This is a genomic window from Lysinibacillus sp. FSL P2-0066 (genome assembly GCF_037969495.1).
GTDB lineage: Bacteria > Bacillota > Bacilli > Bacillales_A > Planococcaceae > Lysinibacillus > Lysinibacillus boronitolerans.
Genome location: NZ_CP150202.1, coordinates 1,357,727 through 1,380,143, shown reverse-complemented (window position 1 = coordinate 1,380,143; position 22,417 = coordinate 1,357,727). Strand labels below are relative to the sequence as shown.

Sequence of the window (22,417 nt, the reverse complement as noted above, 5' to 3'; positions counted from 1 at the left end):
GATGTCTGACATCAGACTAAAAATATTAAGTTTTTGCCGATATATATTTTATACACAACAGGAGGTACACAAAATTTGAAGAAATTATTCACTAGTATTCTTTTGATCACTCTGTTGATAGCAGGCTGTTCCTCAGCACCGACAGAAACATCAACTGAAGGATATAAGATAGGAATTTTACTATCAGATGCAGGACTAGGCGATGAATCATTTAATGATTCCGCTTTTAAAGGCTTAGAAAAAGCGCGCGATGAGCTAGGCATTTTGTTTGATTACAAAGAGGCTCCTGATGGTAAATACGAGGAAAAGCTGAATGAACTTGTAGCAGAAAAATATGATATCATCATTGGTCTCGGGTTCTCTGTACAAGAAGCACTAGAAAAGACTGCAAAACAAAATCCCTCTCAGCAATTTATACTGATTGACGGGCAATCTGATATTAACAACATCATTTCGATTACCTTTAAAGAACAAGAAGGTAGCTTTTTAGTTGGCATGATTGCTGCTATGACAAGTAAAACAGGAAAAGTTGGCTTTATTGGTGGAGCAGATGCTCCTGTTATCCATCACTTTGAAAATGGTTTTATCGAAGGGGCACGTTATGTACAGCCATCGATTGAAATTATGAGTGACTATGCTGGTACCTTTGACGATACCCAGGCTGGTGCAGCAATAGCAGAAAGATATATCAAAAATAAAGTTGATTTTATTTACCATGCAGCAGGCTTTACTGGCTTTGGGGCGATAAAAAAGGCAGAGGAAATGGGGATCTATGCAGCAGGTGTTGATATCGATCAGTTTTTTGTTGCCGAAAAAACAGTTGTCACATCCATGCTTAAAAATGTTGATCTAGCCGTCTATCAACTCGCTAAGACATTAGTGGAAAATGGTAAAATTACAGAAAAATCCTTTGCATTAGGTTTAGCGGATCAGGGTGTGGGACTAGCAGATATTCGTGTAATTCAACTGACAACTGAGCAACAGACTGCTATCGAAAAAGCCAAAGAAGCCATTATTTCAGGTACGATAAAAGTTACTGCGGAAAAGAGGAATGACCAGTGACACTACGTAAGAAATTATTTATGAACACATTGATTCCAATCGTATTGGCTATGGCAATGATTGGCTTTATTATCCTACAAACATTCACGATCCAAACAACAGCACAGGATGATACGAAACTTTTACTTGCAGTGAAAGAACTAGAGCAAAGTTTAGTTGTTGCCAGCCAATCTTTAAATAATTTTACCTACCTGGATAGTGAAGCCAATAAAAACGAAGCGCTCGCTATTTTGCAAGAAACAAAAAGTAATATAGAGGCATTAGCCTCCCTAACGAGAATGCCTGAGCATCAGACAATCGTCGAAAAAATAGCTAGTAAATTTGAAAATCTAGAAAAAGCGACTGAAAGCGGCTTTCAAGAAAACAATCGCTCTGAAATTAAAAAGCAGTCCATCAGAATAAAAGGGATTTTAAACGATATGCATTTGCTCAAAAAAGAAACGAACGAATGGTATCAAGACATGATTCAGGTAACAAAGCAAAAAATAGGTTTCATTACAACCACTACTATCATAGGTAGTGTGTTATTAATTATTGCTACGATACTTTATTCCTATGTGGCTGCGAAAAGAATTACCAAACCCATTAATCAGATTGTAGATTGTGCACAGGCCGCAGCAACAGGAAACTTAACCATTGATACATCTACCCTTTTCTATCAAGCAAACAGTCGATATGAGATTGATCAACTAACAAAAAGCTTTTCAGAGATGATGAATAATTTAAAAAGTACCGTACAATCCATCGATTATATTGGAAAGGATGTTAATTTGTTTACACAAGAAGTGACGAGCCATATGAATAATATTCATGAAAGTAGTAATCAAGTCGCTACCTCAACAGACGAATTAGCAAAAGGCAGCTATACGATGTCTGAAGACATTCAATCAGTGGCAATGAAAATGAATAATATGGCAGATCAATTTAAGGATGTAATGCGTACAAGTGAGCAATCGGCTGACACTGGCAAACAAGCTCTGGAGGCTGTTCAAAATGGTCAGTATTCTTTAGAAAAACAATCTTCCATTGCAAAGGATATTTCAACTACCTCACTTGATATTAAAGAAGCTGTTACCCAATTCTCTCAATTTACTTCAGAAATTGAAGGAGCAGCCAATGCTGTCCATACGATTGCCAGCCAAACAAATTTATTAGCCCTAAATGCTGCCATCGAGGCTGCACGAGCTGGAGAAGCAGGCAAAGGGTTCGCCATTGTCGCCGAGGAGGTTAAAAAGCTCTCTTCTGAAACGGAGAATGCAACGAATTTAATCACTTCCATGGTCACGCATATTCAAGATGGCATTACGCACATCCTTACTACGGCTGAACGAGGTTATCAGCTATCAAATGAGCAATCACAGTCGATGGTAGAAACAGAACAATCATTTGCTGTTATTGCCATGCATATAACAGATATCCATCACGATTTACAATACCTCACAAAGGAAATGGCGCAAACGAATGAAATGAGCCAGCAAGTAAATAGTACCATTGAAAATATATCAGCCATTACTGAAGAAACGGCTGCAGGTACAGAAGAAATATCCGCATCAACGCAAGAACAGTTACTGTCCTTCCAAAAAATTAGTGCTAAAATAGACGAGCTTCAGGCAATGACGGATACGTTGATGAATGAGCTCAAAAAATTCACCCTATAGTGATTCGGTTCCTTCCCGCAAGAAATCCAGTGAAATGATTCACTGGATTTCTTCTTATGGTTGAAAAACAAAACAGTCAATTAAAAGGTAGAAATGGATTTCCGTTGCAGGCTACTTGCTTTATTGTGGGCGAGCACCGAGTCGTTTTTCTCCGCTACCGCTCCATTTAGTGGCCCCCTGTTTCGCTATCCCACGGGAGTCAAATAGCCTTCCATTTGAACCTACAAAAGTGTTACCTTTTTAGCGAAGGTGTTCACTACTCTTTATGAAGAGGTGTTGTCACGCATAACTTCTCCACATTGAATTGAAAATATGAGCTTATCCCCACTAAGAATACAGATAATAGGCTATATTCTACTAGTTGATTGGAGAGGAGCCAGCGTCACTCCTAGGGGATTTAGCGTCACAGATGAGACTCTGGAGCGAACGTAAGTGAGTGAAGCGGCTCATCGGACGCACCCTGGAAAGGACGCTGGCGGAACGGAAATCAACCTCTCACCTTGCAAAGTTTCTTCTGCCGTTGACATCATCTTTTTCAACAACAAGAAGAAATCCAATGAAAATGATTCACTGGATTTCTTCTTTCATTATAAAGTTAAGCCACCATCAACTAATACGATGGAGCCTGTCATATAGCTTGCTTTGTCCGATGCTAGGAACACAACCATTTCTGCTAATTCCTCTGGTTTCGCATAGCGTCCCATTCTCATGTTTGGAATTTCCTCTGGCACATAGCCACCTGTTTCAAACATGGCCGTTACACTGTTTGTTAATGCCGTTTCTACTCCACCTGGACAAATACCATTGATACGGATACCTTTTTTTACATACTCTAAAGAGGCAGATTTTGTTAAACCAACTACTGCATGCTTACTTGCTGAATAGACAGCCATACTATGCTCACTACGAACACCCGCTGTCGAAGCTGTATTAATAATAGAGCCGCTTCCTTGTCCCTCCATTACTTTTAAAACATGTTTTAAGCCAAGGAATACACCCTTCACATTGATTGACATAATACGGTCATATTCTGCATCTTCAATCTCTGTTAGTGGAGAAATTTTCTGAATAACCCCAGCATTATTGAAAAATATATCAATGCGTCCATACGTATTAACAGCCGCATTGACATATTTCTGAACATCTTCACTTTTTGAAACGTCAGCCTGAACGAAGATACCTTCTCCACCTTGTTCTTTAATCAAGCTTACTGTTTCTTCTCCTGTTTCTTTGTTGAAATCCACTACTACCACTTTTGCGCCATTGCTAGCAAGTTTCAAACTACTGGCTCTTCCAATACCGCTTCCTGCGCCCGTTACTACTGCAATTTTATTCAAAAGATCCATCTTCTCTTCCTCCCTAACATTTTGAAGTCATTATTTATTTTATTGCTACTTCCCCTTCATTTATTGTATTATTCTACACAAAATAGTACTTTCTCAATGTCTATCCAATAAAAATGTAAATGCTTTCATTTTGATAGCACTATTACGAACTGAGGTATAGGAACATGAAAATTACCACTATCGATCTTCAATACATAAGCCAATTAATCTATGAAACACACCATCTTCCAGTCACTTATATTAATTCATTGGGGGAAATAATTTTTAACTATTCATCAACAAATAATTCATCTTACATTTCTTTAAAGGAGCAGCTCAAAACATACCCTTACCATACTAATTCAAATGATTATCCAATTTTTTTCTCTTATGCTGAATTTAATTTCTTCTATATTAACTTGAAGACAGATGATCAATATTTAGGGGCAATTGTAGTTGGTCCTTCCTTTTCTGCAGAAGTGGAAGACATAAAGGCAAATGTTAATCAAGAGCTGATCCCTATCCTTCATTATCAGCAATGTTTAGCCATTAGTTTATTTGTGTATTACTCCATCTATCAAAAGAAATTAAATAAAACAGCTGTTATTTATCACAACCAGGCATTAAAACCGCTCATTCGTCATGAGGAAAATACGGCGCTTGAGCTCTCCCATGCTAGAAGAAATGATATTATTCATACAAATCTTTACTACGAAAAAATATTGTTAGACAATGTGAAAAATGGGCGTATGGAGAAATTAAATGAAGTTTTGAATTATTCCATTGTCGAGCAAGCAGAACTTGGAATACTTTCAAAACGTAATAATTTAAGAAGTATTCAATATTTGATGATTACAGGAATTGCACTTATTTGCCGTGCAGCGATTGAGGGTGGATTAAATGAAGAAACAGCCTTTACATTAAATGATTTTTACATTCAAAAGCTAGAGGATCAAAACAGCTTAATCGATATTCTTTCGTTAATGGAGGAGGCTATTTACGACTTTACAAGCCGAGTATCGGAAGCCAATAAAATGAAATATTCAGCACCCATTACAACCTGTATCCATTATATTGAAAATCAATTATATGGGGATCTAACACTCGAACAGCTTTCAGTTATTTGCCATCTAAGCCCCAACTATCTTTCATCTTTATTTAAAAAGGAAGTAGGGACTTCCTTTAGTGAATACATTCAGCAGCAAAGGATTGATGAGGCGAAAAAACTCTTAACATTTACCAACTATCCAATCCTAGATATCGGCTCATTACTTAATTTCACAGATCAAAGCTATTTCATTAAAGTTTTCAAAAAATTTACAGGGATCACTCCTAAACAATATAGAACTAAGTATTCTCATAAATAATTCGTTATAGAGGGAAAGTAAAAAGAAGGTAGGAATCAACTTTTACTTTCTCTTTCCTTTTTTGAAGTACTAACCATATCCTCTATGTCATACCCTGTATTAAAACGTAATCATTACACTTTAAGGAGGTCTATGTGGAACGTCTTCATTTTTCTAAATATGTATTGAATTTTTGGTTCCTTTTCATTTTATTCATAGGCATGCTACCACTACTGTTATTCAACGTCTCAGCACTAAACGACCTTAGTTCCTCTCTACTCAATTTAAATACGATATTTTTAAGTATTTTAATTGAAGCATTACCATTTGTCTTAATTGGAATACTGATTGCAGGCTTTATTCAGATTTTTATTACAGAGGAACATATCCAAAGGTGGATCCCTCGAAATCCTGTGATGGCTGTTATTATGAGTTGTTTTGTAGGTGCATTATTTCCAGCCTGTGAATGTGGGATTGTTCCGATTGTTAGAAGATTGATTGCCAAAGGCGTACCAATACATGCAGCTATGGGTTTTATGTTAACTGGTCCACTTATTAATCCTATTGTAATCCTTTCTACCTATATGGCATTTGGCAATGATTTAAGAATAGCGAGCCTTCGAATGCTCATTGGCTTTGTCATCGCTATTGTAGTAGCATTAATTATCAGCTTGTTTTTTAAAGGCTCACAATTTAAGGTCTCCTTACAGTCCTACTCATTGACAACCACTAGTCAACAAACATCCTTCATCACTAAACTAGTAAATATGGTCAAGCATGCCATCGATGAATTTTTTGATATGGGCAAATACTTAATAATTGGGGCATTTTTAGCTGCCTTTGTACAAACCTATGTATCTACGAAAACACTCGTAGCCATTGGAGATGGTGATTCCTCCTCCATTCTAGTTATGATGGGCTTAGCCTTCATTCTGTCACTTTGTTCAGAGGCAGATGCCTTTATTGGCGCATCCTTTAGTGCTATTTTCTCCACTCCATCCATTCTGGCCTTTCTTATTTTTGGCCCTATGATCGATTTGAAAAATACCATTATGTTGATGAGCGTATTTCGCTTAAAATTTGTATTTTGGTTAATCGCCTTAGTGGCTACAGTCGTCTACATTAGTATATGGATTCTTTCAGCGTATCTCTAAGGGGGAAAACCATGAAATTTCATGTTCAACTAGCGCTAAGAGCCTTACTATTACTTGCCTTTTCAGCTATGATAGCCAACCTGCATTGGACCGGTGAACTAACAAAATTCATCAACCCGAAATATGAAGGGCTGAGTAAAACAGCCGCCATTTTGTTTTTTATACTATTTCTTGTTCAAGTGACAAGAGTAATATCTTTTTCAAAGGCTCCCCATTCATGTGATCAAGCAGGACAAGCTTGCTGCTCCCATCACGACCATGGTCACTCAGCCTTTACACGTAAAAAAATGATTGCTTACCTTATTATCATGACACCAATAATGACAGGCTTCTTCGTGCCAGCAAAAATTTTAGATGCTGCCATCGCTGATAAAAAAGGTGGTGCCTTTATTCTCACCCAGCAAAATCAATCAGCTAAAATAGAGGATTACCTCACTTCAAATGAAACGATTGATGAAAACATCTCTGATGAGCATGAAGCTGATCCCCGACTGACGGAGGAAAAACTGGAAATGACAAAAAAGCAATATGACAAATTAAAGCAACAGCTATCCCAACAATCTATGCTGAAAATGACCGATGAGGACTATACAATCTACTATGAGGAAATTAACCAAAATTTAGAAAACTATTTAGGGAAGAAAATACAGCTGAAGGGCTTTGTTTTAAAAGAAGAAAGTTTTACAGAAAACCAACTAGTTATTTCAAGATTTCTCATTACACATTGTGTTGCCGATGCAAGTATCGTCGGCTTTCTGACAGAATTTCCGGAGGCTCCCACTCTCACAGAAGATACATGGATTGAAGTAGTTGGTACAATTAGTCAAACAACATATGAGGGTGCAAGCTTACCTGTTATCCATATTGATGATTGGGTAACAATTGAACAACCCGAATCCCCTTATCTTTATCCTATCAATATTCGAATGAGTTTCTAGCAATAAAAGGGCAAAGCTTATGGCTTGCCCTTTTTCAGCTATTAATGGGGGATCGCCCATCTAAGCCTAAATGGGAACGTAATGTGCTCCCTTCATATTCCGCTCTGAATAACCCCCGCTCTACTAACAGGGGAATAACGTCGCTAAAGAACAAATCTAAAGATTTCGCCGGGCCACCTGGTACAGCAATAAAGCCATCCAATGCACCCTCTTCATAAAAAGTAACGATTTGATCGACAATATCCTGTGGTGTACCGATTGCTACAAGGTGGGCTGAGCCAATTACCTCTGGACGTGCTAACAATACCGCGACAGTTGGTTCATTATTTAAAATATAACGACGTACCAAATCTGCATGTGTTTTACTACGTACTTTTTGATCTTGTGGTGGTAGCATATCAACCGTTACCTGATCTTCAAGTGACAAATGACAAATATCCATACCAATCACAGATTCTAACGCACTGTAGCGTCGCTCAAGTGTTAAATGTGCATGTGCTTGTCGGTGCATTTCGAGTGCTTCTTCATATGTATCACCTATAAAGAAATAGAGCCCCGGTAATACGCGAATATCGTCGGCTGAACGACCTACTTCTATAGCACGCTGACGCAAATCATTCCGCATCTCAATGCCCACCTCCATAGCTGGTGTAGCAGCGAAAATCGCATTGGAAACAGTAGCCGCAAATTGACGCCCAACATCCGACGCACCTGCTTGGAAGAGCGGAATCTCTCCTGCTGGATGCATAGGGAGATTTAGGGGACCTTTAATATGGTAAAACTCTCCCTCATGCTCAATTGCCTTGACAAGCTCTTTTATTTTTTCTATATTCCCATCCGTTTCTAACACTTCATAGGGATGACTATGCCATAGCTGCTTGACCACCTCTGTACATTCTGCCGCTTTAGCATAACGCGCCTCTGAAGAAGGCATAGGCTCGTTGCTGAAATTATGTGCTCCATCTATAGAGGTCACGATATTCCATCCCACTCGCCCATCACTAATCCAATTCAAAGACTGCAATTGACGCGCAATCAGATAAGGTGGCGTAAATGATGTGGAAATCGTTGTTACTAAGCCAATCTGTTTCGTTTCTCTTGCCACCATCGCCATTAAAAAGCTAGGATCTATGCCAACTGTACCTTTCATTTTAGCCATTAATTCTGGATGAGCTATTAAATAATCGGCCTTAAATACAAAATCTAATTTCGCTGCCTCAGCACGCTGTGCAAATGCGATATGATCATCTATAAACGCGCCCTTTTTGGCATGATTACTGTGAACAGCTAAATGCATTCCAATAATAAGATGTCTTTTCATTGCTACTCCCCCTCCAATTGAAAATGATTATCATTTTCATAATAATCATTCGTGGCAGAGATTGCAATGAAATACTTTTTAAGTTTTGAAGGTCATTTACAAATGAAAAATAGGCACTCCATTTTAACGAGCACCCAAACTAATATTTACCAGTAAGTTAGATTATTGTATTGATATTAAAGTAGTAAAGACGGAGGAACCATGAGAAAATTTGCCTCTTTTTTATATTTCCACGTGATGAGCATCATATATAGCTGATCATATAAACAGTTTGTCTATTCCGCCTACCTTAGCTGCTACTGCTGAAGAACCTCATTCTACTAACACAGCTGTCAAAGTGATGGAATGGATGATGGTTCTCCCATGCTTCTTTCAACACCTGCTACTCTTCCAACAGGTCAGGGTTCAATGAGCTTTAATTACAGTAGATATAACCCTTTAGCTTTTTTCTATTCAAATAGGTGATGCAAAAATTTGTTTTTCCGTTGGGTCCCAGAGAACAATTCCAACATCCTGCTTCTGATCGATTACCCGAATGGTAATGGGAATATAGTCAAATAAAATTGTATTTATTTTTGTACTAGTGAGCTGTAACAAGCCAATTAATTCAATATCATTAATCAGTGGTACATGTATTTCTAGATTAATATCTGTTAATTTACCATCTTCATAACGAAGTTTTCCCATGATTTTAGGATTTAAATGTTTAAATCCACCTTGAATATCCTCTTTAAAAATTAATAATTTATTATACATATTTTGGTCCAAACTATATAAAGCATCTGATGGGAATATATAATGCTTTTTATCTATATCAAACCATTTTGTTATGGTATCTGCATCTTTCGGAATAAAGGTTTCAGCTAAAAATATGCCTGGCATAATATCGTTTATATTAGATTCTTGATATAAAGCTAAATAAATAGGAACTCTCGGATACTTTTCATTTTTTCTAATATCCTCAAGAATCCTTTTAGCTACTTCCTTCCCATAATTTTTAACATCGTTGATATCATCATTATTTTGGTCTACTTTCACTTGGCCTGTGTAAATTAAACCATTGGCATCGGAAACTCGTATATCATAAAATTCATTTAACGAGATCGCGATCGATAGTCCCTCTACTTTGTTATTTTCTTTATTAATAAAATTTTTTTCTAATACATGTGAGAGAATCAAAGGATACTTTTTTTCATCCTCTAGCACATTGTCACTGATCGTTTCGATTGCTGGGTTTAACCCAATACCTTCATCTGTTTTTCTGCTTAACCATTGACTGATCGTTTTCTCTTCCAGATATTGACCTTCCTGCATATAAAACTTGTCTGTTGAAAAATGATTCACCGATAAATTCATGAGTCCTCTTTCAATTTCATTAATATTTAAAGCATTATTCATATTTTTGATGATTGAACCTCTAGCAATATTGACTTTTGCAGGCTGTTGAATCTCATAGACTTCCTTTTTCTGAATCGATGAAATATACTTTTTCTCATTAGCAGTAGCACTTTCGTCCTCACCACTACAAGATGCTAAAATCAATATTGGTGCGAATAAAAATAACATAAGCCTACTTTTTTTCATTGCCATTTCTCCTTGAATGCTATGTATCGCTTGATAACTTCTCTATTTCAACCATACCAAATTTACCAAAATAAAACATTACATATTTACAATTCTCCCCATGTACCTATCAGGTGATCAAAAAAGACCTATGCTCGCTTTCTCGAACATAGGTCTTTCTGCTTTATAGTTTTTTCATCTGATTAAGAGCGGCTCTAACCTTATTAGGAGCGAATGCCCTTCCAGTCAAGGCGATTCACCCCTCAATACTATTTGGCATTTTTATCAGGCTGGTGAATACCAAATACATTGCCTTCTGTATCAATATAGTAGCCTTGCCATGCCATCCCTGGTAATGCATACTTAGGCATGGCTACTTTACCACCGTTTTCAAGAATTTTTGCTTCCGTTACATCATAGCTTTCAACGCCCATTGTACAAGCAAAGCCATTCAATGCTTGGTTTGTTTCTGGTGGAGGACCCTGGCGTTGCATTAAAGCACCGTTAATGCCAAGTTCATCATCTTCACCTGTCACGGCACCGAAGTAAGGCATGCCTGCATATTCACTCCAGTCCTGAAATGACCATCCAAATACTTTCCCATAAAAATCCTTTGCCCGCTCCATATCACTTACATGAATTTCAAAATGAACTAATCTCCCCATAATATCCTCCTTAAAGATGAAAGTTTTTGATCATATTTACTATATATCATTTTTCTGAAGATTAAAATTAATAAATTATTTTTGTAATACCAACAACACGTTCGTTTATAGAGAATTATATGGAATCTCCCAACTATTAATCAATTCTATTATTTCTATAATAACAATAGAAATTTTCTATAATATAACTACAAAAATGCGTGATTAGAAAATGAAATATTCTCCAATCACACATTATTAGGGGCTAGCCATTTAGTAATGAAGTTATAATTGACTATATACCGAAATAGCATCAGTAATATTATATTGCTCCGTTCTCGGGTTGCCGTCCGCTCCTACTGTCACTAACACATATTCTTGTCCATTTATAAGAGCTAAGCTTGCTAAACATAAGCCTGCATCTTCTGTATAGCCAGTTTTCCCACCTAAGATTTCTCCTCCTGGCAATATACTTGACGGCATATGTTGAAACATGCGACTGGTAAAAGTAATGCCTTCAGGATGAAGGTTTGTTGATTTTATAGAATATCTTTCTGCTGTATAAACATTTCGAAACTCATCGTTTGTTAAGGCGTATTGTAAAAGTAAAGACATATCCTTTACAGTTGTATAATGATCTGAATGGTGCAGTCCAGTTGTATTCACAAAGTGCGTATTTTTCATGCCTAGCTGCTGCGCCTTTTCGTTCATCAGTTTCACGAATCCACGTTCTGACCCCGCAACATATTCAGCTAAACCTAGTGATGCCTCTGCACCTGATGGCAACATGGAGCCATACAATAAATCTTCTAATGTCAGCTTTTCATTTGGGAGAAATCCAGCTACTGAAGCATTTTCCTCTATTAAATCCTGAAAGATATGTTTAGGTAAAATGATTTCTTCTTGTAAATTGGAGATCTGCTCAATCGCGACTAGTACCGTCATCATTTTTGTCAAAGAAGCAGGATAAATCTTTTCCTCACTTTTTTTATCTAAGAGAATTTGATTTTCATCTAAATTCACTAAAATTGCATTCGAACTGTATATATCAAGATCAAGCATATGCTGACTGGCTGTTTGTACTACTTTTGGTGCATGATCTATTTCCTGACGTAAAGCCATTGGCGATTCTTTCAATAGTAAATAAATAAATATCATCACGAATAAAAACAATAAACTCAATATACCTTTTCTCTTGAACATAAAAACAACTCCTTCTCTTTATGCTTTTATTCAACCATAAAAAAAGGAGCTTATTTTTAATTTACTATTAGTGAATTCTTAAGGTTTCTTAAGAATTGGTGGGAATCATCACGGTGAATACGGTTGTATCATTACTAGAAGTTGCGGTAATCGTTCCGCCATGGGCCTGTACAATTTCATTAGAAATGGCTAAACCAAGCCCAGCACCTCCTGTTTGGGTAGACCTTGCACTATCTAAGCGGTAAAACTTCTCAAATATCATTTTTAATTTTTCAGGAGGGATCGTCTTCCCTGTATTCGTAAACGAAATAAATGTCTGATTATTTTCGCTTTGCGCACTAATTTCAATTGTACTATTTGGATCACTGTAGGCAATTGCATTTTTTAAAATATTATTAAATACCCTTGCTAATTTATTACCGTCTGCATAGATAGTAATATCTTCATCTATTTTGACGATGGCTTTTTGCCCCTTTGGTGCCAGCAATGGATAAAACTCGTCGACCACTTGCATTAACATATGATGTAAAGGAATAGGATCTTTCTCTAAAATGATAGATTGTAAATTAAATCGGGTTATTTCAAAAAATTCATTGATTAGTTGTTCCAGTCTATAAGATTTTTCTAATGTAATCGTCACATATTTTTCTTTCTGCTCTACAGGCATATCCCTCGCTTCATCTAAAAGACTTAAGTAGCCAATAATGGAGGTTAAGGGTGTTTTAATATCATGCGCTAAATAGACAACTAAATCATTCTTTCGTTGCTCCGCTTCTTGCGCATCCCTTGCACGCTTTTCTAATTTATATTTGACGTTATTTAATTTTTTCTCCAAAAAGTCGAGTTCAGCTGGGAGCTCAATTTCCTTCCCTGACTCATCTGCAAGCATCGTGATACTTGAACTAATTTGATGAAAATATCGGGTAAATCGAGACAAGGCGATATAAAAAATAATCAACAATAATAAAATAAATCCTATGGCTAGCCAAAGCGGTTTATTTTGTCGAAATAACACATGATAGGCACTACTTGCGGCATAATAATCAAGCTGCAAGACATTTTCACAAAAGGCAATAAAAGCATCTGCAAAGGGAGCTTGTAAGACCCCATCAATAAATGCAAAATTAATAAAAAAGCCTAGGATGCTTGCGATGACAAGTATCGAAATAATTTGTAGAACCATTTTCCTTTTCAGTTTACCAAACTCATTTTTCAATGGTATACCCCACTCCCCAAACCGTTTTAATATACTTTGGGTTCTCCGCAGAATCTTTCATTTTTTCCCGTAAATGTCGAATATGAACCATTACTGTATTATTGCTGCTAAAGTACTTTTCCCCCCATATTTCTTGGAATAATTGCTCTGAGCTAATAACTGTTCCTCGATTTGCACATAAATACCAAAGTATAGCGAATTCCGTTGGTGTAAGGGATATAGGCCTTTCATTTAAAAAGACTTGCCGTGTGTTTTTGTTAATCACCAGGCCAGCAAAATCAATGATATCTTCATGTTGCTTCGAGCCCTGGTTGTACAAGGTAAATCTTCGTATTTGCGCCTTTACACGAGCAACCAACTCCAATGGACGAAATGGCTTTGTTATATAATCATCTGCTCCTAGAGAGAACCCATTAATTTTATCAATTTCTTCTTCCTTTGCCGTAAGCATTATCACTGGAAAATTCAATGTTTCTCGTATTTTTCTTAAAATAGTAAAGCCATCTATATCAGGCATCATAATATCCAGCACAGCTAGATCTACATTTTCATGCTCGATACATGCCAAAGCCTCTTGCGCTGTATAATATTTAAATACATGATAGTTTTCATTTTTCAAGTAAAGTTCTATTAAATCTGCAATTTCCTTTTCATCGTCAACAACTAATATATTCAACTGTATTGCCCTCTCCTTCTCCCCACTTGTTTTCCAATGATTTTTCACAGGCATTATAGCACTTACGTATGACTATATCTATTAATAAGGTAGTACCTTTGAAAGCTAATGAAAAAAGTAGAGATGGAATACTTCTTTCCAACTCTACTTGCGATAGTTTATGTTAGCAAAGGGGCTACACGAAAAAAATATTCAAGTTATTTTCCTCAGGATACGCTATAGCTTAATAATGAACGATTACTACACAAACAATAGGCTTAACCTTTCATGTTTCTCGTGATTCATTTGTTGGATTGATTGCTGTAGCAGTAGATTTTCTACTCATATCCTGTGTTACCACCCTGCCTGAGTAATATAGCATTTGTTTATTTAATTTATTCTCTTTTGCAGTTAAATTGGTTGGCTTCACTTTCAGAACAAGCGTTTTGCTCCCTAAAGATGATTGATATTTATCGATATGCTTTTTTGACAAAGGCACTTGGTAATAATCTGGTACATATTTATCAAGCATGGCCTGCATAGCAGCAGTAGCTTCATTTAAATCTGTGACAATTTCCACCAAGCCATTTGCGATTATGCTCATATAAGCCGTATCAGTCTTAGCTGGAATGGGATCTACCATTGTTCCATAATTTTCACTTATTGTGATACATGCATTTTGATTGGTTGCTAGAATGTCTATTTTTCTTCCCTCGTTGGCACCGTGGAAATAAAAACTTCCGTCTTTGTAGACATAATTTAGCGGAATAACATATGGCATATGTTGATCCACTAAACCAAGAAATGCAGTTTGGGCATCTTCTAAAAAATGCTTAATTTGTTTGTCGTCTGTACAAGCTCTATTGATCATCCGAATATTTGTTACCATGATCATTCCCCCATCCTCTTCTAAAAAGGAGTCTACAGCACTATTGCACACTAAAAAAGGGACAGTTTGATGAAAGGGAATGGGTACAAGGTAAAAATACTAGTTTATCAGAAACCCATACTATTTCTCTTAGAAGCTTTGCAAATCTCTAAGTGTTATATTTAATAGTTCATCGCAAATATCATTCAACAAATGAATGTCATATAGTGAATTATTATTTCTCCAAATTTTCACCTGCATCACGATAGAATAATTTAAGTTGTGCAACAATCATAATGCTAATGACTACAAGTAAAAACCATGAACTGATTTTACCAAAATGAACAATCGACCAAGATACCTCCTGATTCGGATATGACCATGCTCCAAAAAACGTTGCAATATTCTCCGCAATCCAAATGAAAAAGCCAATCAAAAAGAACGATACAACGATGGGCATTTTAAAGACTTTGTTCCGTACGGTAAATTTTACAATAGTACGATAAAACACAATAAATAGTAGTGCCATTAACAGCCATCTAAAATCATAAATAAAATGGTGTGTGAAAAAATTTAAGTAGATAACGGCTCCAAGTGGAATAGCTACATAACTTTTTGGCCAACTTACAATTTTTAAATCAAACCTACGCCAGGCTTGGCAAATATAACTTGCCACACTCGCATACATAAATCCACTATATAAAGGCACACCCCCTATTTTTGTCCACGCTTCCTCAGGATATGACCATGAATTGAAATTCACTTTATATAGTTCGAGCACGAGCCCAATAATGTGAAACAAGCAAATGACTTTTATTTCATCCTTTGTTTCTAAACCAAATTTATACATCAAGTACTGAGTCAATAGACAGATAACCAGAATAAAGTCATATCTTCCTACCCCAGGTATTTGAATGGCTTTAGAGAGTGCAAGTGTAGCAAATATCACAACAGGAAAAATACAAGATAATGATTGATGATACGTAAAGACTCCTAAGTCTTTAATAAAATTCTTCAACATGAATCCACCTCAAATGAACTTGTTCATAATTTAATGCTTCTTGTATGAAGAATAAACGATAAATTATCTAATTTCAATATTTATTTATCGAAAAACGATAAATTTTTTCTTTTAATATCGAAACTATTTCTAGTTAAATACGTCTTTGTTGTTCTTTATTCATGAAGAAAAGAGTAGCCACATAAGCAGCTACTCTTTGAAATTAAAGATATATTTTTTGATTTAATTTTAATTGGACTTCTTGTTGGTTTATTTCTAAGTTCGTCACTTTTTTCACTTTTAAATAATAAACGATATAACATCCAATGAAGAATGCACCACCACAGTAGAGTGCTAAACGTTGTGCTGGATCAAAAGCCAAGCTTACCATTACAATACAGTTCGCTAATAAACCTAATATAGGGATCACTGGATACAATGGCGCTTTGAATTTTAAATCCTCTACTTTTCCTCCTTGACGTATATAGGAGCGTCTAAATGCAATTTGAGATGCTGTAATCGCAATCCAACCAATTTGTGCACCTAAGCCTGCTAGAGATAATAACCACACAAAGACTGTATTAGCAGCGAAGACACTTGACAGTAATGATAGACCTGCTACAGCGAGTGTGATTAGTAATGCATTCATTGGGATACCTCTTTTATTAACCTTCCCTAAAACGGGACTTGCCATCTTTTCGACAGATAGTGAGAACAGCATACGTGTTGCAGCATAAAGACCAGAGTTTGCGACAGATAATAAGGCTGTTAGGATAACAAAATTCATAATATCTGCTGCATATGGAATACCTATGCTATCTAATACAACTACAAATGGACTTTCCACAACCCCTGCTTTATCCATTGGTATCATAGCTGCAAGTACAAATACCGATAACACAAAGAAGAACAACGTACGCCAAACAGTTTGCTTAATAGATTTAGGGATAGTCTTTTCAGGATTTTCACTCTCCCCAGCAGCAATACCAATTAATTCTGTACCTTGGAATGAAAAATTCACGGTAATCATTGTAATAAGCAGTGCTGTTACGCCATTCGGAAATAGTCCACCCTCATAAAAATGAGTAAGGAAAGGTGCATTTGTTCCATCTTTCATATCGATTAGCCCAAACATAGCTGCTCCACCAACCGCAAGGAACATAATAATTGCTAATATCTTAATGCTGGAGAAAACAAATTCTGCTTCACCAAATGCTTTTGCTGATAAACCATTCAATACAAAGAGCAGTGCAGCAAATATTAGGCACCACATCCATACTGGTGAATCAGGGAACCATCTTTGCATAAGTTGTCCAGCTCCTAAAAATTCCAGAGCAACAGTTACTGCCCAACCTAGCCAGTATAGCCATCCAACGGCAAAACCAGTAGCAGGACCGATAAATTTCGTCGTGTACGTTTGGAACGAGCCTGATACCGGCATAGCAACAGACAATTCACCCAAACATAGCATTGTTAAATACATAACTGCTCCGCCTACTAAGTAAGCGAGGATGGCACCAGTTGGCCCAGCTTGGTTAATCGTGTAGCCTGATCCAAGAAAGAAACCAGTTCCAATACATCCGCCAAGTGAAATCATAAATAAGTGTCTTGCTTTCATACTTCTTTTTAATTCATATTGTTCTGCTGCCATAAAAAACTCCTTACATTCATTATCTTGTAAGCACTTTCTTTTTTTCGTGCAAAACAGATAACAATCTAAAATTTGAATGTTTAATAGATAAACTGTTTTATATATTTTATGAACTGTCAATTTTCTGACAAAATAAAGGCTATTGATTAGCTAAATTGTATTGTAAACTTAATATAGGGAGAGCTACTTTCTTATAGTTGGTTGTCGCGACCTAATTTTTTAAGAAAGTTCTTCCTTTTGGTATACAAAATGACTTCTATTCATGGCTTAAAGTAATGTATCGCCAAATAGAGAGCTGATTAAAGCTACTGCAGCAATAGCCGTTTTATTGTATTGATCTAATACTGGGTTAGTCTCAACAAATTCTGCTGAAGTAATAATATTTGCTTCTGACAGCATTTCCATAGCCAAATGACTTTCACGATAGCTAATACCACCTGCTACGGGCGTACCTACACCTGGTGCATCATTTGGATCAAGTCCATCTAAATCTAATGATAGGTGAACACCGTCTGTACGCTCCTTTAAATAGTCAATCGTTTCTGACATCACTTTCGTCATTCCTAAACGATCAATTTCATGCATCGTGTATACTTTAATACCAATTTCCTTAATAAGTTTTTTTTCTCCTGGATCTAAATCACGAGCACCAATAATAACAACGTTTTCAGGCTTTACCTTTGGAGCATAGCCTCCGATATTTGTAAGTGCTGGATGCCCAAGGCCTAAGCTTACAGCTAAAGACATGCCATGGATATTTCCTGAAGGAGATGTTTCACCAGTATTTAAATCGCCATGGGCATCATACCAAATGACCCCTAGATTCTCATAATGCTTGGAAACTCCTGCTAATGTTCCAATAGCAATACTATGATCTCCACCTAATACTAAAGGAAAACGGTTTAAAGAAATTTCATGGTCTACTTTTTGGCCTAGCTTCTCGTTACTTTCTGTGACAGTTTTTAAATTTTTTAAGTTTGTCTTTCCTTCTGCGTCTTTATCTTCGTGTACGAAGTCAATAGTTAAATCTCCTTCGTCATAAATCGAATAACCAAGGCCCACAAGTCGTTCAGTTACCCCCGCATATCTGATAGCACTTGGTCCCATGTCTACGCCTCTTCTTGTTTGACCTAAATCCATGGGCACCCCAATAATTGTCACTTCTTTATTCATGATGTTTTCTCCTCTCCACTAATTACTTTCACAGTATAAAGAATTTGGAACATTGACTCAACTCGACATTTTTTTAAATTTTTATACAGTTTAAATTATTAAAAACATAGATTTATTCCTGTATAAACGAATGCATAAACGCTATTTCAATGCATAACAAAACATTTTTTTCCTTTTAAACGTGTTTTTTTGTAAGAAATTACTAAACAAAATATTAAAACTGTTCTTTTTTTATAGTTTTTTCCGAAAATTTCGTCGGTAATTTTATCTATAAATGCTATATATTAATAAATAATCTCTAAAACCATCCAATTTTTCTTCTTTTTTACGGCAAAAAAAGCCTTACTACAATAGTAATAAGGCTTTTCAATCACCTATTTTAATAATCGCACAATACTATTCAAACAGGTTTCTTTATAAAATTTATGTTGTTCTTCTAAATCGCAGGTTAACCACTGGATTAATGAACCATCAATTATTGCCCTCATCATTTTTGCATAGGTTAAGGAATGAATGTCTGGACTAAAAACCCCTTCACTTTTTCCTAATTCAATAATTTCTTGTCCAATTCTCCAGCAATTCTCATAAAATTTTAAGTTAATTTTTTTGTACTCTTCATTGCTATTTGCCTGAGCTAAAAAATCTAAATAAACGCTGTAAAATTTTTTATTTTCTATAGGGGATACAAAAACAGCATTTAAGTAGGCCTGGAGCTTGTCTATAGCTGTTTGATGCTTGCCTATTTCTTGTATTTCATAGCTGTAGATTTTGCTCGTAGTGGATTCCAGTAATTCTAATAAAATGTTTTGTTTGCTTGTAAAGTAGTAGTGAACTACCCCTTTTGAGACACTGGCATGATTGGCTATGTCTTGTAGTGTAACCTTATCATACCCTAATTGTGAAACAGCGTTAAAGGCTGCTTTCATAATCTGTTTTTTACGTTCTTCCTCTTTCTTTTTCATAGGAGCCTCCGATGATTTGATAGAAGTTATTATACATGAAGAGTAGCAACAATCCAATTTTATGTTGACCGGTCAGAATAATTTTGTTACTGTTTAATGGAATAAAATTATAGGGGGACGTTTACGATGACGGTAGAAAATTTTAGTGCGTTAGTAGTCAATAAAGACGATGCATTTACAGTGAAAGTGAACGAGTTAACTTTAGAAGATCTACCAAAAGGTGAGGTTTTAATTAAAGTTAGTTATTCAGGTATTAATTATAAAGATAGTCTTGCCTCTATTCCTGATGGTAAAATCGTTACGTCTTATCCTTTTGTTCCTGGCATTGATTTAGCTGGGACTGTTGTTTCTTCTGAGGATTCTCGCTTTAAAATTGGTGATGAGGTCATCGCGACTAGCTATGAAATAGGTGTCTCTCATTTTGGTGGTTTTAGTGAATATGCTCGCATCCCAGCACAATGGATTGTACCGCTTCCAAAAGGACTTTCCCTCAAAGAGGCTATGGTAATTGGTACTGCAGGATTTACAGCTGCATTATCTGTTCAAAAGTTAGAGGAAAATGGTATTCATCCTGAAAAGGGAAAAATTCTTGTGACAGGGGCTACAGGTGGTGTAGGTAGCTTTGCTGTCTCTATTCTTTCAACACTGGGTTATCAAGTTGAAGCGAGCACAGGAAAAGAATCTGAACATGAATATTTACAATCACTCGGAGCTACTACAATAGTAAATCGTGAAGAGGTTTATGATGGAAAGATTAGAGCATTAGGAAAACAAAAATGGGCTGCTGCTGTTGATTCTGTTGGTGGAGAGCCACTTGCCTCTTTATTAAGCCAAATTCAATATGGTGGGGCTGTTGCAAGTAGTGGTTTAACAGCAGGTACACAGCTTCCTACAAGTGTATTTCCCTTCATTTTAAGAGGCGTGAGTTTACTTGGAGTTGATTCTGTTTATTGCCCAATGGACATTCGATTGAACATTTGGCATCGATTAGCGACTGATTTCAAACCAGCAAACCTTAATGATTTCATTCAGCAAGAGGTAACACTACAACAACTTCCTGATGTTTTACCTATCTTACTGAAGGGTCAAGCAAGGGGCAGAATCCTTGTTACATTATAAGGAGTTTCATCAAGCCTCCTTCTCCATTGTATTTCCCAGAAAATAATTCTAGTGGTCAAATAAGCTACTACGCATAGCGAGCGTGGTAGCTTTTTTTATGGTTGACATCTCCCTGACATATATGCGCTTTATAGTAACTCATGAACGACCCACCTGTTTCCTTTAGACAAATTTAGGCACCTAAACTTGTCTAAATTAGTACTAACAAGCATACCAATAGAGTATGTAGACAGCTTTCTGGGAATTCAATACTATAATTAAAATTTTGGAGATGAGCGTATGAAGCGAGCACATATTAATGAATTAAATATTACACGAGCATTAGCCATTCTAGCTGTCCTTCTTATTCATTCTACTAGTACCCCTGTAACGGCTTTATCTAGTGACTCAAAACTATATCCATTTTATATATTTTTTAATATTTCCCCTAAATTCGCTGTTCCTGTTTTTATTTTCTTAAGTGGATTTGTATTATTTTACAATTATATACAAAAGGATTTAACAAAGGAGCTTATTAAAAATTTTTATAAAAAAAGAGTGACACAAATTCTCATTCCTTACCTCTTTTTTTCTATCTTTTATTATGTAGCGATGCAATTTTATGTGACATATGATTTAGCAGAAACTTGGCGCTCCCTATTTAGTATCGAATTTCTGGAAAAACTATTATTAGGCAAAGCGTATACCCATCTATACTATATTTTTATTATTGTCCAATTCTATGTTATGTTCCCATTACTCCTATATATTTTAAAGAAAAAACCAGCCCTATCTCCTCATTTAATTTTGATTGGCTTTGCTCTTCAATGGGTCTTTATTCTATTAAATGCGGAGTTTTGGCAGTATCCCTATAGAGGGAGTATCGCTTTCTCTTATCTCTTTTATTTCTTAACAGGGGCATTTTTAGGAATCTATTTTGAAAAATACAAAGGATGGCTTCAACTAAAAAAAGAAAATTTTCCTATCACGATACTTTTTTTGTGGTGTATATGGCTAAGTTCTACGATATATAATGTATATTTATATTACTATGTTTATTCATCACAAACCTATCTAGTGAACAGCACAATATTTGAGCTAGTTTTTCAGCTACAATCTTTTACAGCCTGTATTGTCTTATTACAGCTTTCTTTCTGGATCTATGATAAATGGAACCAAGCTATTGTAAATGGCTTAATCAATTTAGGAACAGTATCATTTGGCATCTATCTACTACATCCATTTTTCCTTTTCCTTTATAGTCAATTAAGTACTGGCGGTAATAGTATTATCTATCACCTTTGGAGCATTGGGGGCTTTATCTTTTCTCTCTTCGTTCCATGGATGGTCGTACTATTGATGGGCAGATTCTTTAAGTACCATTGGATTGCCTTTGGTCCTATCCCAAGCAAATTCCCTTACAAATAGCCGTTCTATATACACAGCCAGTTGTCGATTAGTTTCCGTCAACCGGCTATGTATTTCTTTGAGAGCCTATTTACCCTTGCTATATTTTAAAAAAATTTGGGTTTCTTCAGGGATACATTATTAATAAGAAGAAACTAATTAAAAAAGCCCTG

19 protein-coding genes are annotated in these 22,417 nt (G+C 36.1%); 7 read left to right on the top strand and 12 right to left on the bottom strand.

Annotation, left to right across the window (positions count from 1 at the left end; all coding sequences use genetic code 11):
- The first annotated feature begins 75 nt into the window (after positions 1 to 75).
- Both MKZ14_RS06620 and MKZ14_RS06615 read left to right on the top strand, forming a co-directional pair.
- Entirely contained in the window at positions 76 to 1,062 is a 987-nt protein-coding gene (locus tag MKZ14_RS06620) for a BMP family ABC transporter substrate-binding protein (protein ID WP_339280707.1), read from the top strand.
- Positions 1,059 to 2,720 (top strand): HAMP domain-containing methyl-accepting chemotaxis protein, encoded by a 1,662-nt coding sequence (locus tag MKZ14_RS06615; protein ID WP_339280706.1) that lies wholly within the window; start codon positions 1,059 to 1,061, stop codon positions 2,718 to 2,720. The genes MKZ14_RS06620 and MKZ14_RS06615 overlap by 4 nt, the downstream gene beginning before the upstream one ends.
- A gap of 587 nt (positions 2,721 to 3,307) precedes the next feature.
- Here MKZ14_RS06615 and MKZ14_RS06610 read toward each other — a convergent pair.
- Complete coding sequence (locus MKZ14_RS06610) at positions 3,308 to 4,066, bottom strand: glucose 1-dehydrogenase (protein WP_339280705.1); 759 nt, start codon at positions 4,064 to 4,066, stop codon at positions 3,308 to 3,310.
- A gap of 164 nt (positions 4,067 to 4,230) precedes the next feature.
- Between MKZ14_RS06610 and MKZ14_RS06605 the strand changes: the two genes are divergently transcribed.
- The 3 genes from MKZ14_RS06605 (at position 4,231) to MKZ14_RS06595 (ending at position 7,483) form a co-directional block, all read left to right on the top strand.
- Positions 4,231 to 5,412 carry an AraC family transcriptional regulator gene (locus tag MKZ14_RS06605; RefSeq protein ID WP_339280704.1) on the top strand — a complete coding sequence of 394 codons (1,182 nt, stop codon included), beginning with the start codon at positions 4,231 to 4,233 and terminating at the stop codon, positions 5,410 to 5,412.
- Between the two features lie 134 nt (positions 5,413 to 5,546).
- A complete protein-coding gene (locus MKZ14_RS06600; RefSeq protein WP_339280703.1) occupies positions 5,547 to 6,545 on the top strand; it encodes a permease in 999 nt (332 codons plus the stop codon).
- An 11-nt stretch (positions 6,546 to 6,556) separates the two neighbouring features.
- Positions 6,557 to 7,483, top strand: a complete 927-nt coding sequence (locus MKZ14_RS06595; RefSeq protein WP_339280702.1) for a TIGR03943 family protein — start codon at positions 6,557 to 6,559, stop codon at positions 7,481 to 7,483.
- 34 nt (positions 7,484 to 7,517) lie between these two features.
- Here MKZ14_RS06595 and MKZ14_RS06590 read toward each other — a convergent pair whose 3' ends face one another.
- The 11 genes from MKZ14_RS06590 to MKZ14_RS06540 all read right to left on the bottom strand — a co-directional run bounded on the left by MKZ14_RS06590 (position 7,518) and on the right by MKZ14_RS06540 (position 19,739).
- Positions 7,518 to 8,780 carry an NtaA/DmoA family FMN-dependent monooxygenase gene (locus MKZ14_RS06590; protein WP_339281007.1) on the bottom strand — a complete coding sequence of 421 codons (1,263 nt, stop codon included), beginning with the start codon at positions 8,778 to 8,780 and terminating at the stop codon, positions 7,518 to 7,520.
- 477 nt (positions 8,781 to 9,257) lie between these two features.
- Positions 9,258 to 10,394: a CamS family sex pheromone protein gene (locus MKZ14_RS06585; protein WP_339280701.1), complete on the bottom strand. Its 1,137-nt coding sequence runs from the start codon at positions 10,392 to 10,394 to the stop codon at positions 9,258 to 9,260.
- A gap of 242 nt (positions 10,395 to 10,636) precedes the next feature.
- A complete protein-coding gene (locus MKZ14_RS06580) occupies positions 10,637 to 11,032 on the bottom strand; it encodes a VOC family protein (RefSeq protein WP_016995501.1) in 396 nt (131 codons plus the stop codon).
- A 264-nt stretch (positions 11,033 to 11,296) separates the two neighbouring features.
- Positions 11,297 to 12,214 carry a serine hydrolase gene (locus tag MKZ14_RS06575; protein WP_339280700.1) on the bottom strand — a complete coding sequence of 306 codons (918 nt, stop codon included), beginning with the start codon at positions 12,212 to 12,214 and terminating at the stop codon, positions 11,297 to 11,299.
- An 88-nt stretch (positions 12,215 to 12,302) separates the two neighbouring features.
- The gene (locus MKZ14_RS06570) at positions 12,303 to 13,397 is read right to left on the bottom strand and encodes a HAMP domain-containing sensor histidine kinase (RefSeq protein WP_339281006.1); all 1,095 of its coding nucleotides are present in this window, start codon (positions 13,395 to 13,397) and stop codon (positions 12,303 to 12,305) included.
- 22 nt (positions 13,398 to 13,419) lie between these two features.
- The gene (gene vanR / locus MKZ14_RS06565) at positions 13,420 to 14,112 is read right to left on the bottom strand and encodes a VanR-ABDEGLN family response regulator transcription factor (protein WP_164835479.1); all 693 of its coding nucleotides are present in this window, start codon (positions 14,110 to 14,112) and stop codon (positions 13,420 to 13,422) included.
- Between the two features lie 259 nt (positions 14,113 to 14,371).
- On the bottom strand, positions 14,372 to 14,974 hold the full coding sequence (locus MKZ14_RS06560) for a pyridoxamine 5'-phosphate oxidase family protein (RefSeq protein WP_339281005.1): 603 nt from the start codon (positions 14,972 to 14,974) through the stop codon (positions 14,372 to 14,374).
- A gap of 214 nt (positions 14,975 to 15,188) precedes the next feature.
- The gene (locus MKZ14_RS06555; RefSeq protein WP_258860416.1) at positions 15,189 to 15,974 is read right to left on the bottom strand and encodes a DUF817 domain-containing protein; all 786 of its coding nucleotides are present in this window, start codon (positions 15,972 to 15,974) and stop codon (positions 15,189 to 15,191) included.
- A 202-nt stretch (positions 15,975 to 16,176) separates the two neighbouring features.
- The gene (locus MKZ14_RS06550; RefSeq protein WP_016994824.1) at positions 16,177 to 17,604 is read right to left on the bottom strand and encodes an amino acid permease; all 1,428 of its coding nucleotides are present in this window, start codon (positions 17,602 to 17,604) and stop codon (positions 16,177 to 16,179) included.
- Positions 17,605 to 17,871: 267 nt separating this feature from the next.
- Positions 17,872 to 18,777 carry an arginase gene (gene rocF / locus MKZ14_RS06545; protein ID WP_312125769.1) on the bottom strand — a complete coding sequence of 302 codons (906 nt, stop codon included), beginning with the start codon at positions 18,775 to 18,777 and terminating at the stop codon, positions 17,872 to 17,874.
- Between the two features lie 374 nt (positions 18,778 to 19,151).
- Positions 19,152 to 19,739 carry a TetR/AcrR family transcriptional regulator gene (locus MKZ14_RS06540; RefSeq protein ID WP_016994825.1) on the bottom strand — a complete coding sequence of 196 codons (588 nt, stop codon included), beginning with the start codon at positions 19,737 to 19,739 and terminating at the stop codon, positions 19,152 to 19,154.
- A gap of 126 nt (positions 19,740 to 19,865) precedes the next feature.
- Here MKZ14_RS06540 and MKZ14_RS06535 point away from each other — a divergent pair, with 126 nt between their 5' ends.
- Entirely contained in the window at positions 19,866 to 20,858 is a 993-nt protein-coding gene (locus MKZ14_RS06535) for an acryloyl-CoA reductase (protein ID WP_339280699.1), read from the top strand.
- Positions 20,859 to 21,137: 279 nt separating this feature from the next.
- On the top strand, positions 21,138 to 22,265 hold the full coding sequence (locus tag MKZ14_RS06530; RefSeq protein ID WP_339280698.1) for an acyltransferase: 1,128 nt from the start codon (positions 21,138 to 21,140) through the stop codon (positions 22,263 to 22,265).
- Positions 22,266 to 22,417: the final 152 nt, after the last annotated feature.

Excerpts from the sequence above, each read along its gene's own strand:
- MKZ14_RS06610 (WP_339280705.1), bottom strand. The coding sequence starts at position 4,066 with ATGGATCTTTTGAATAAAATTGCAGTAGTAACGGGCGCAGGAAGCGGT.
- MKZ14_RS06605 (WP_339280704.1), top strand. The coding sequence starts at position 4,231 with ATGAAAATTACCACTATCGATCTTCAATACATAAGCCAATTAATCTAT.
- MKZ14_RS06595 (WP_339280702.1), top strand. The coding sequence starts at position 6,557 with ATGAAATTTCATGTTCAACTAGCGCTAAGAGCCTTACTATTACTTGCC.
- MKZ14_RS06590 (WP_339281007.1), bottom strand. The coding sequence starts at position 8,780 with ATGCATTTAGCTGTTCACAGTAATCATGCCAAAAAGGGCGCGTTTATA.
- MKZ14_RS06585 (WP_339280701.1), bottom strand. The coding sequence starts at position 10,394 with ATGGCAATGAAAAAAAGTAGGCTTATGTTATTTTTATTCGCACCAATA.
- MKZ14_RS06580 (WP_016995501.1), bottom strand. The coding sequence starts at position 11,032 with ATGGGGAGATTAGTTCATTTTGAAATTCATGTAAGTGATATGGAGCGG.
- MKZ14_RS06575 (WP_339280700.1), bottom strand. The coding sequence starts at position 12,214 with ATGTTCAAGAGAAAAGGTATATTGAGTTTATTGTTTTTATTCGTGATG.
- MKZ14_RS06570 (WP_339281006.1), bottom strand. The coding sequence starts at position 13,397 with ATGGTTCTACAAATTATTTCGATACTTGTCATCGCAAGCATCCTAGGC.
- MKZ14_RS06560 (WP_339281005.1), bottom strand. The coding sequence starts at position 14,974 with ATGGTAACAAATATTCGGATGATCAATAGAGCTTGTACAGACGACAAA.
- MKZ14_RS06555 (WP_258860416.1), bottom strand. The coding sequence starts at position 15,974 with ATGTTGAAGAATTTTATTAAAGACTTAGGAGTCTTTACGTATCATCAA.
- MKZ14_RS06550 (WP_016994824.1), bottom strand. The coding sequence starts at position 17,604 with ATGGCAGCAGAACAATATGAATTAAAAAGAAGTATGAAAGCAAGACAC.
- rocF (WP_312125769.1), bottom strand. The coding sequence starts at position 18,777 with ATGAATAAAGAAGTGACAATTATTGGGGTGCCCATGGATTTAGGTCAA.
- MKZ14_RS06540 (WP_016994825.1), bottom strand. The coding sequence starts at position 19,739 with ATGAAAAAGAAAGAGGAAGAACGTAAAAAACAGATTATGAAAGCAGCC.
- MKZ14_RS06535 (WP_339280699.1), top strand. The coding sequence starts at position 19,866 with ATGACGGTAGAAAATTTTAGTGCGTTAGTAGTCAATAAAGACGATGCA.
- MKZ14_RS06530 (WP_339280698.1), top strand. The coding sequence starts at position 21,138 with ATGAAGCGAGCACATATTAATGAATTAAATATTACACGAGCATTAGCC.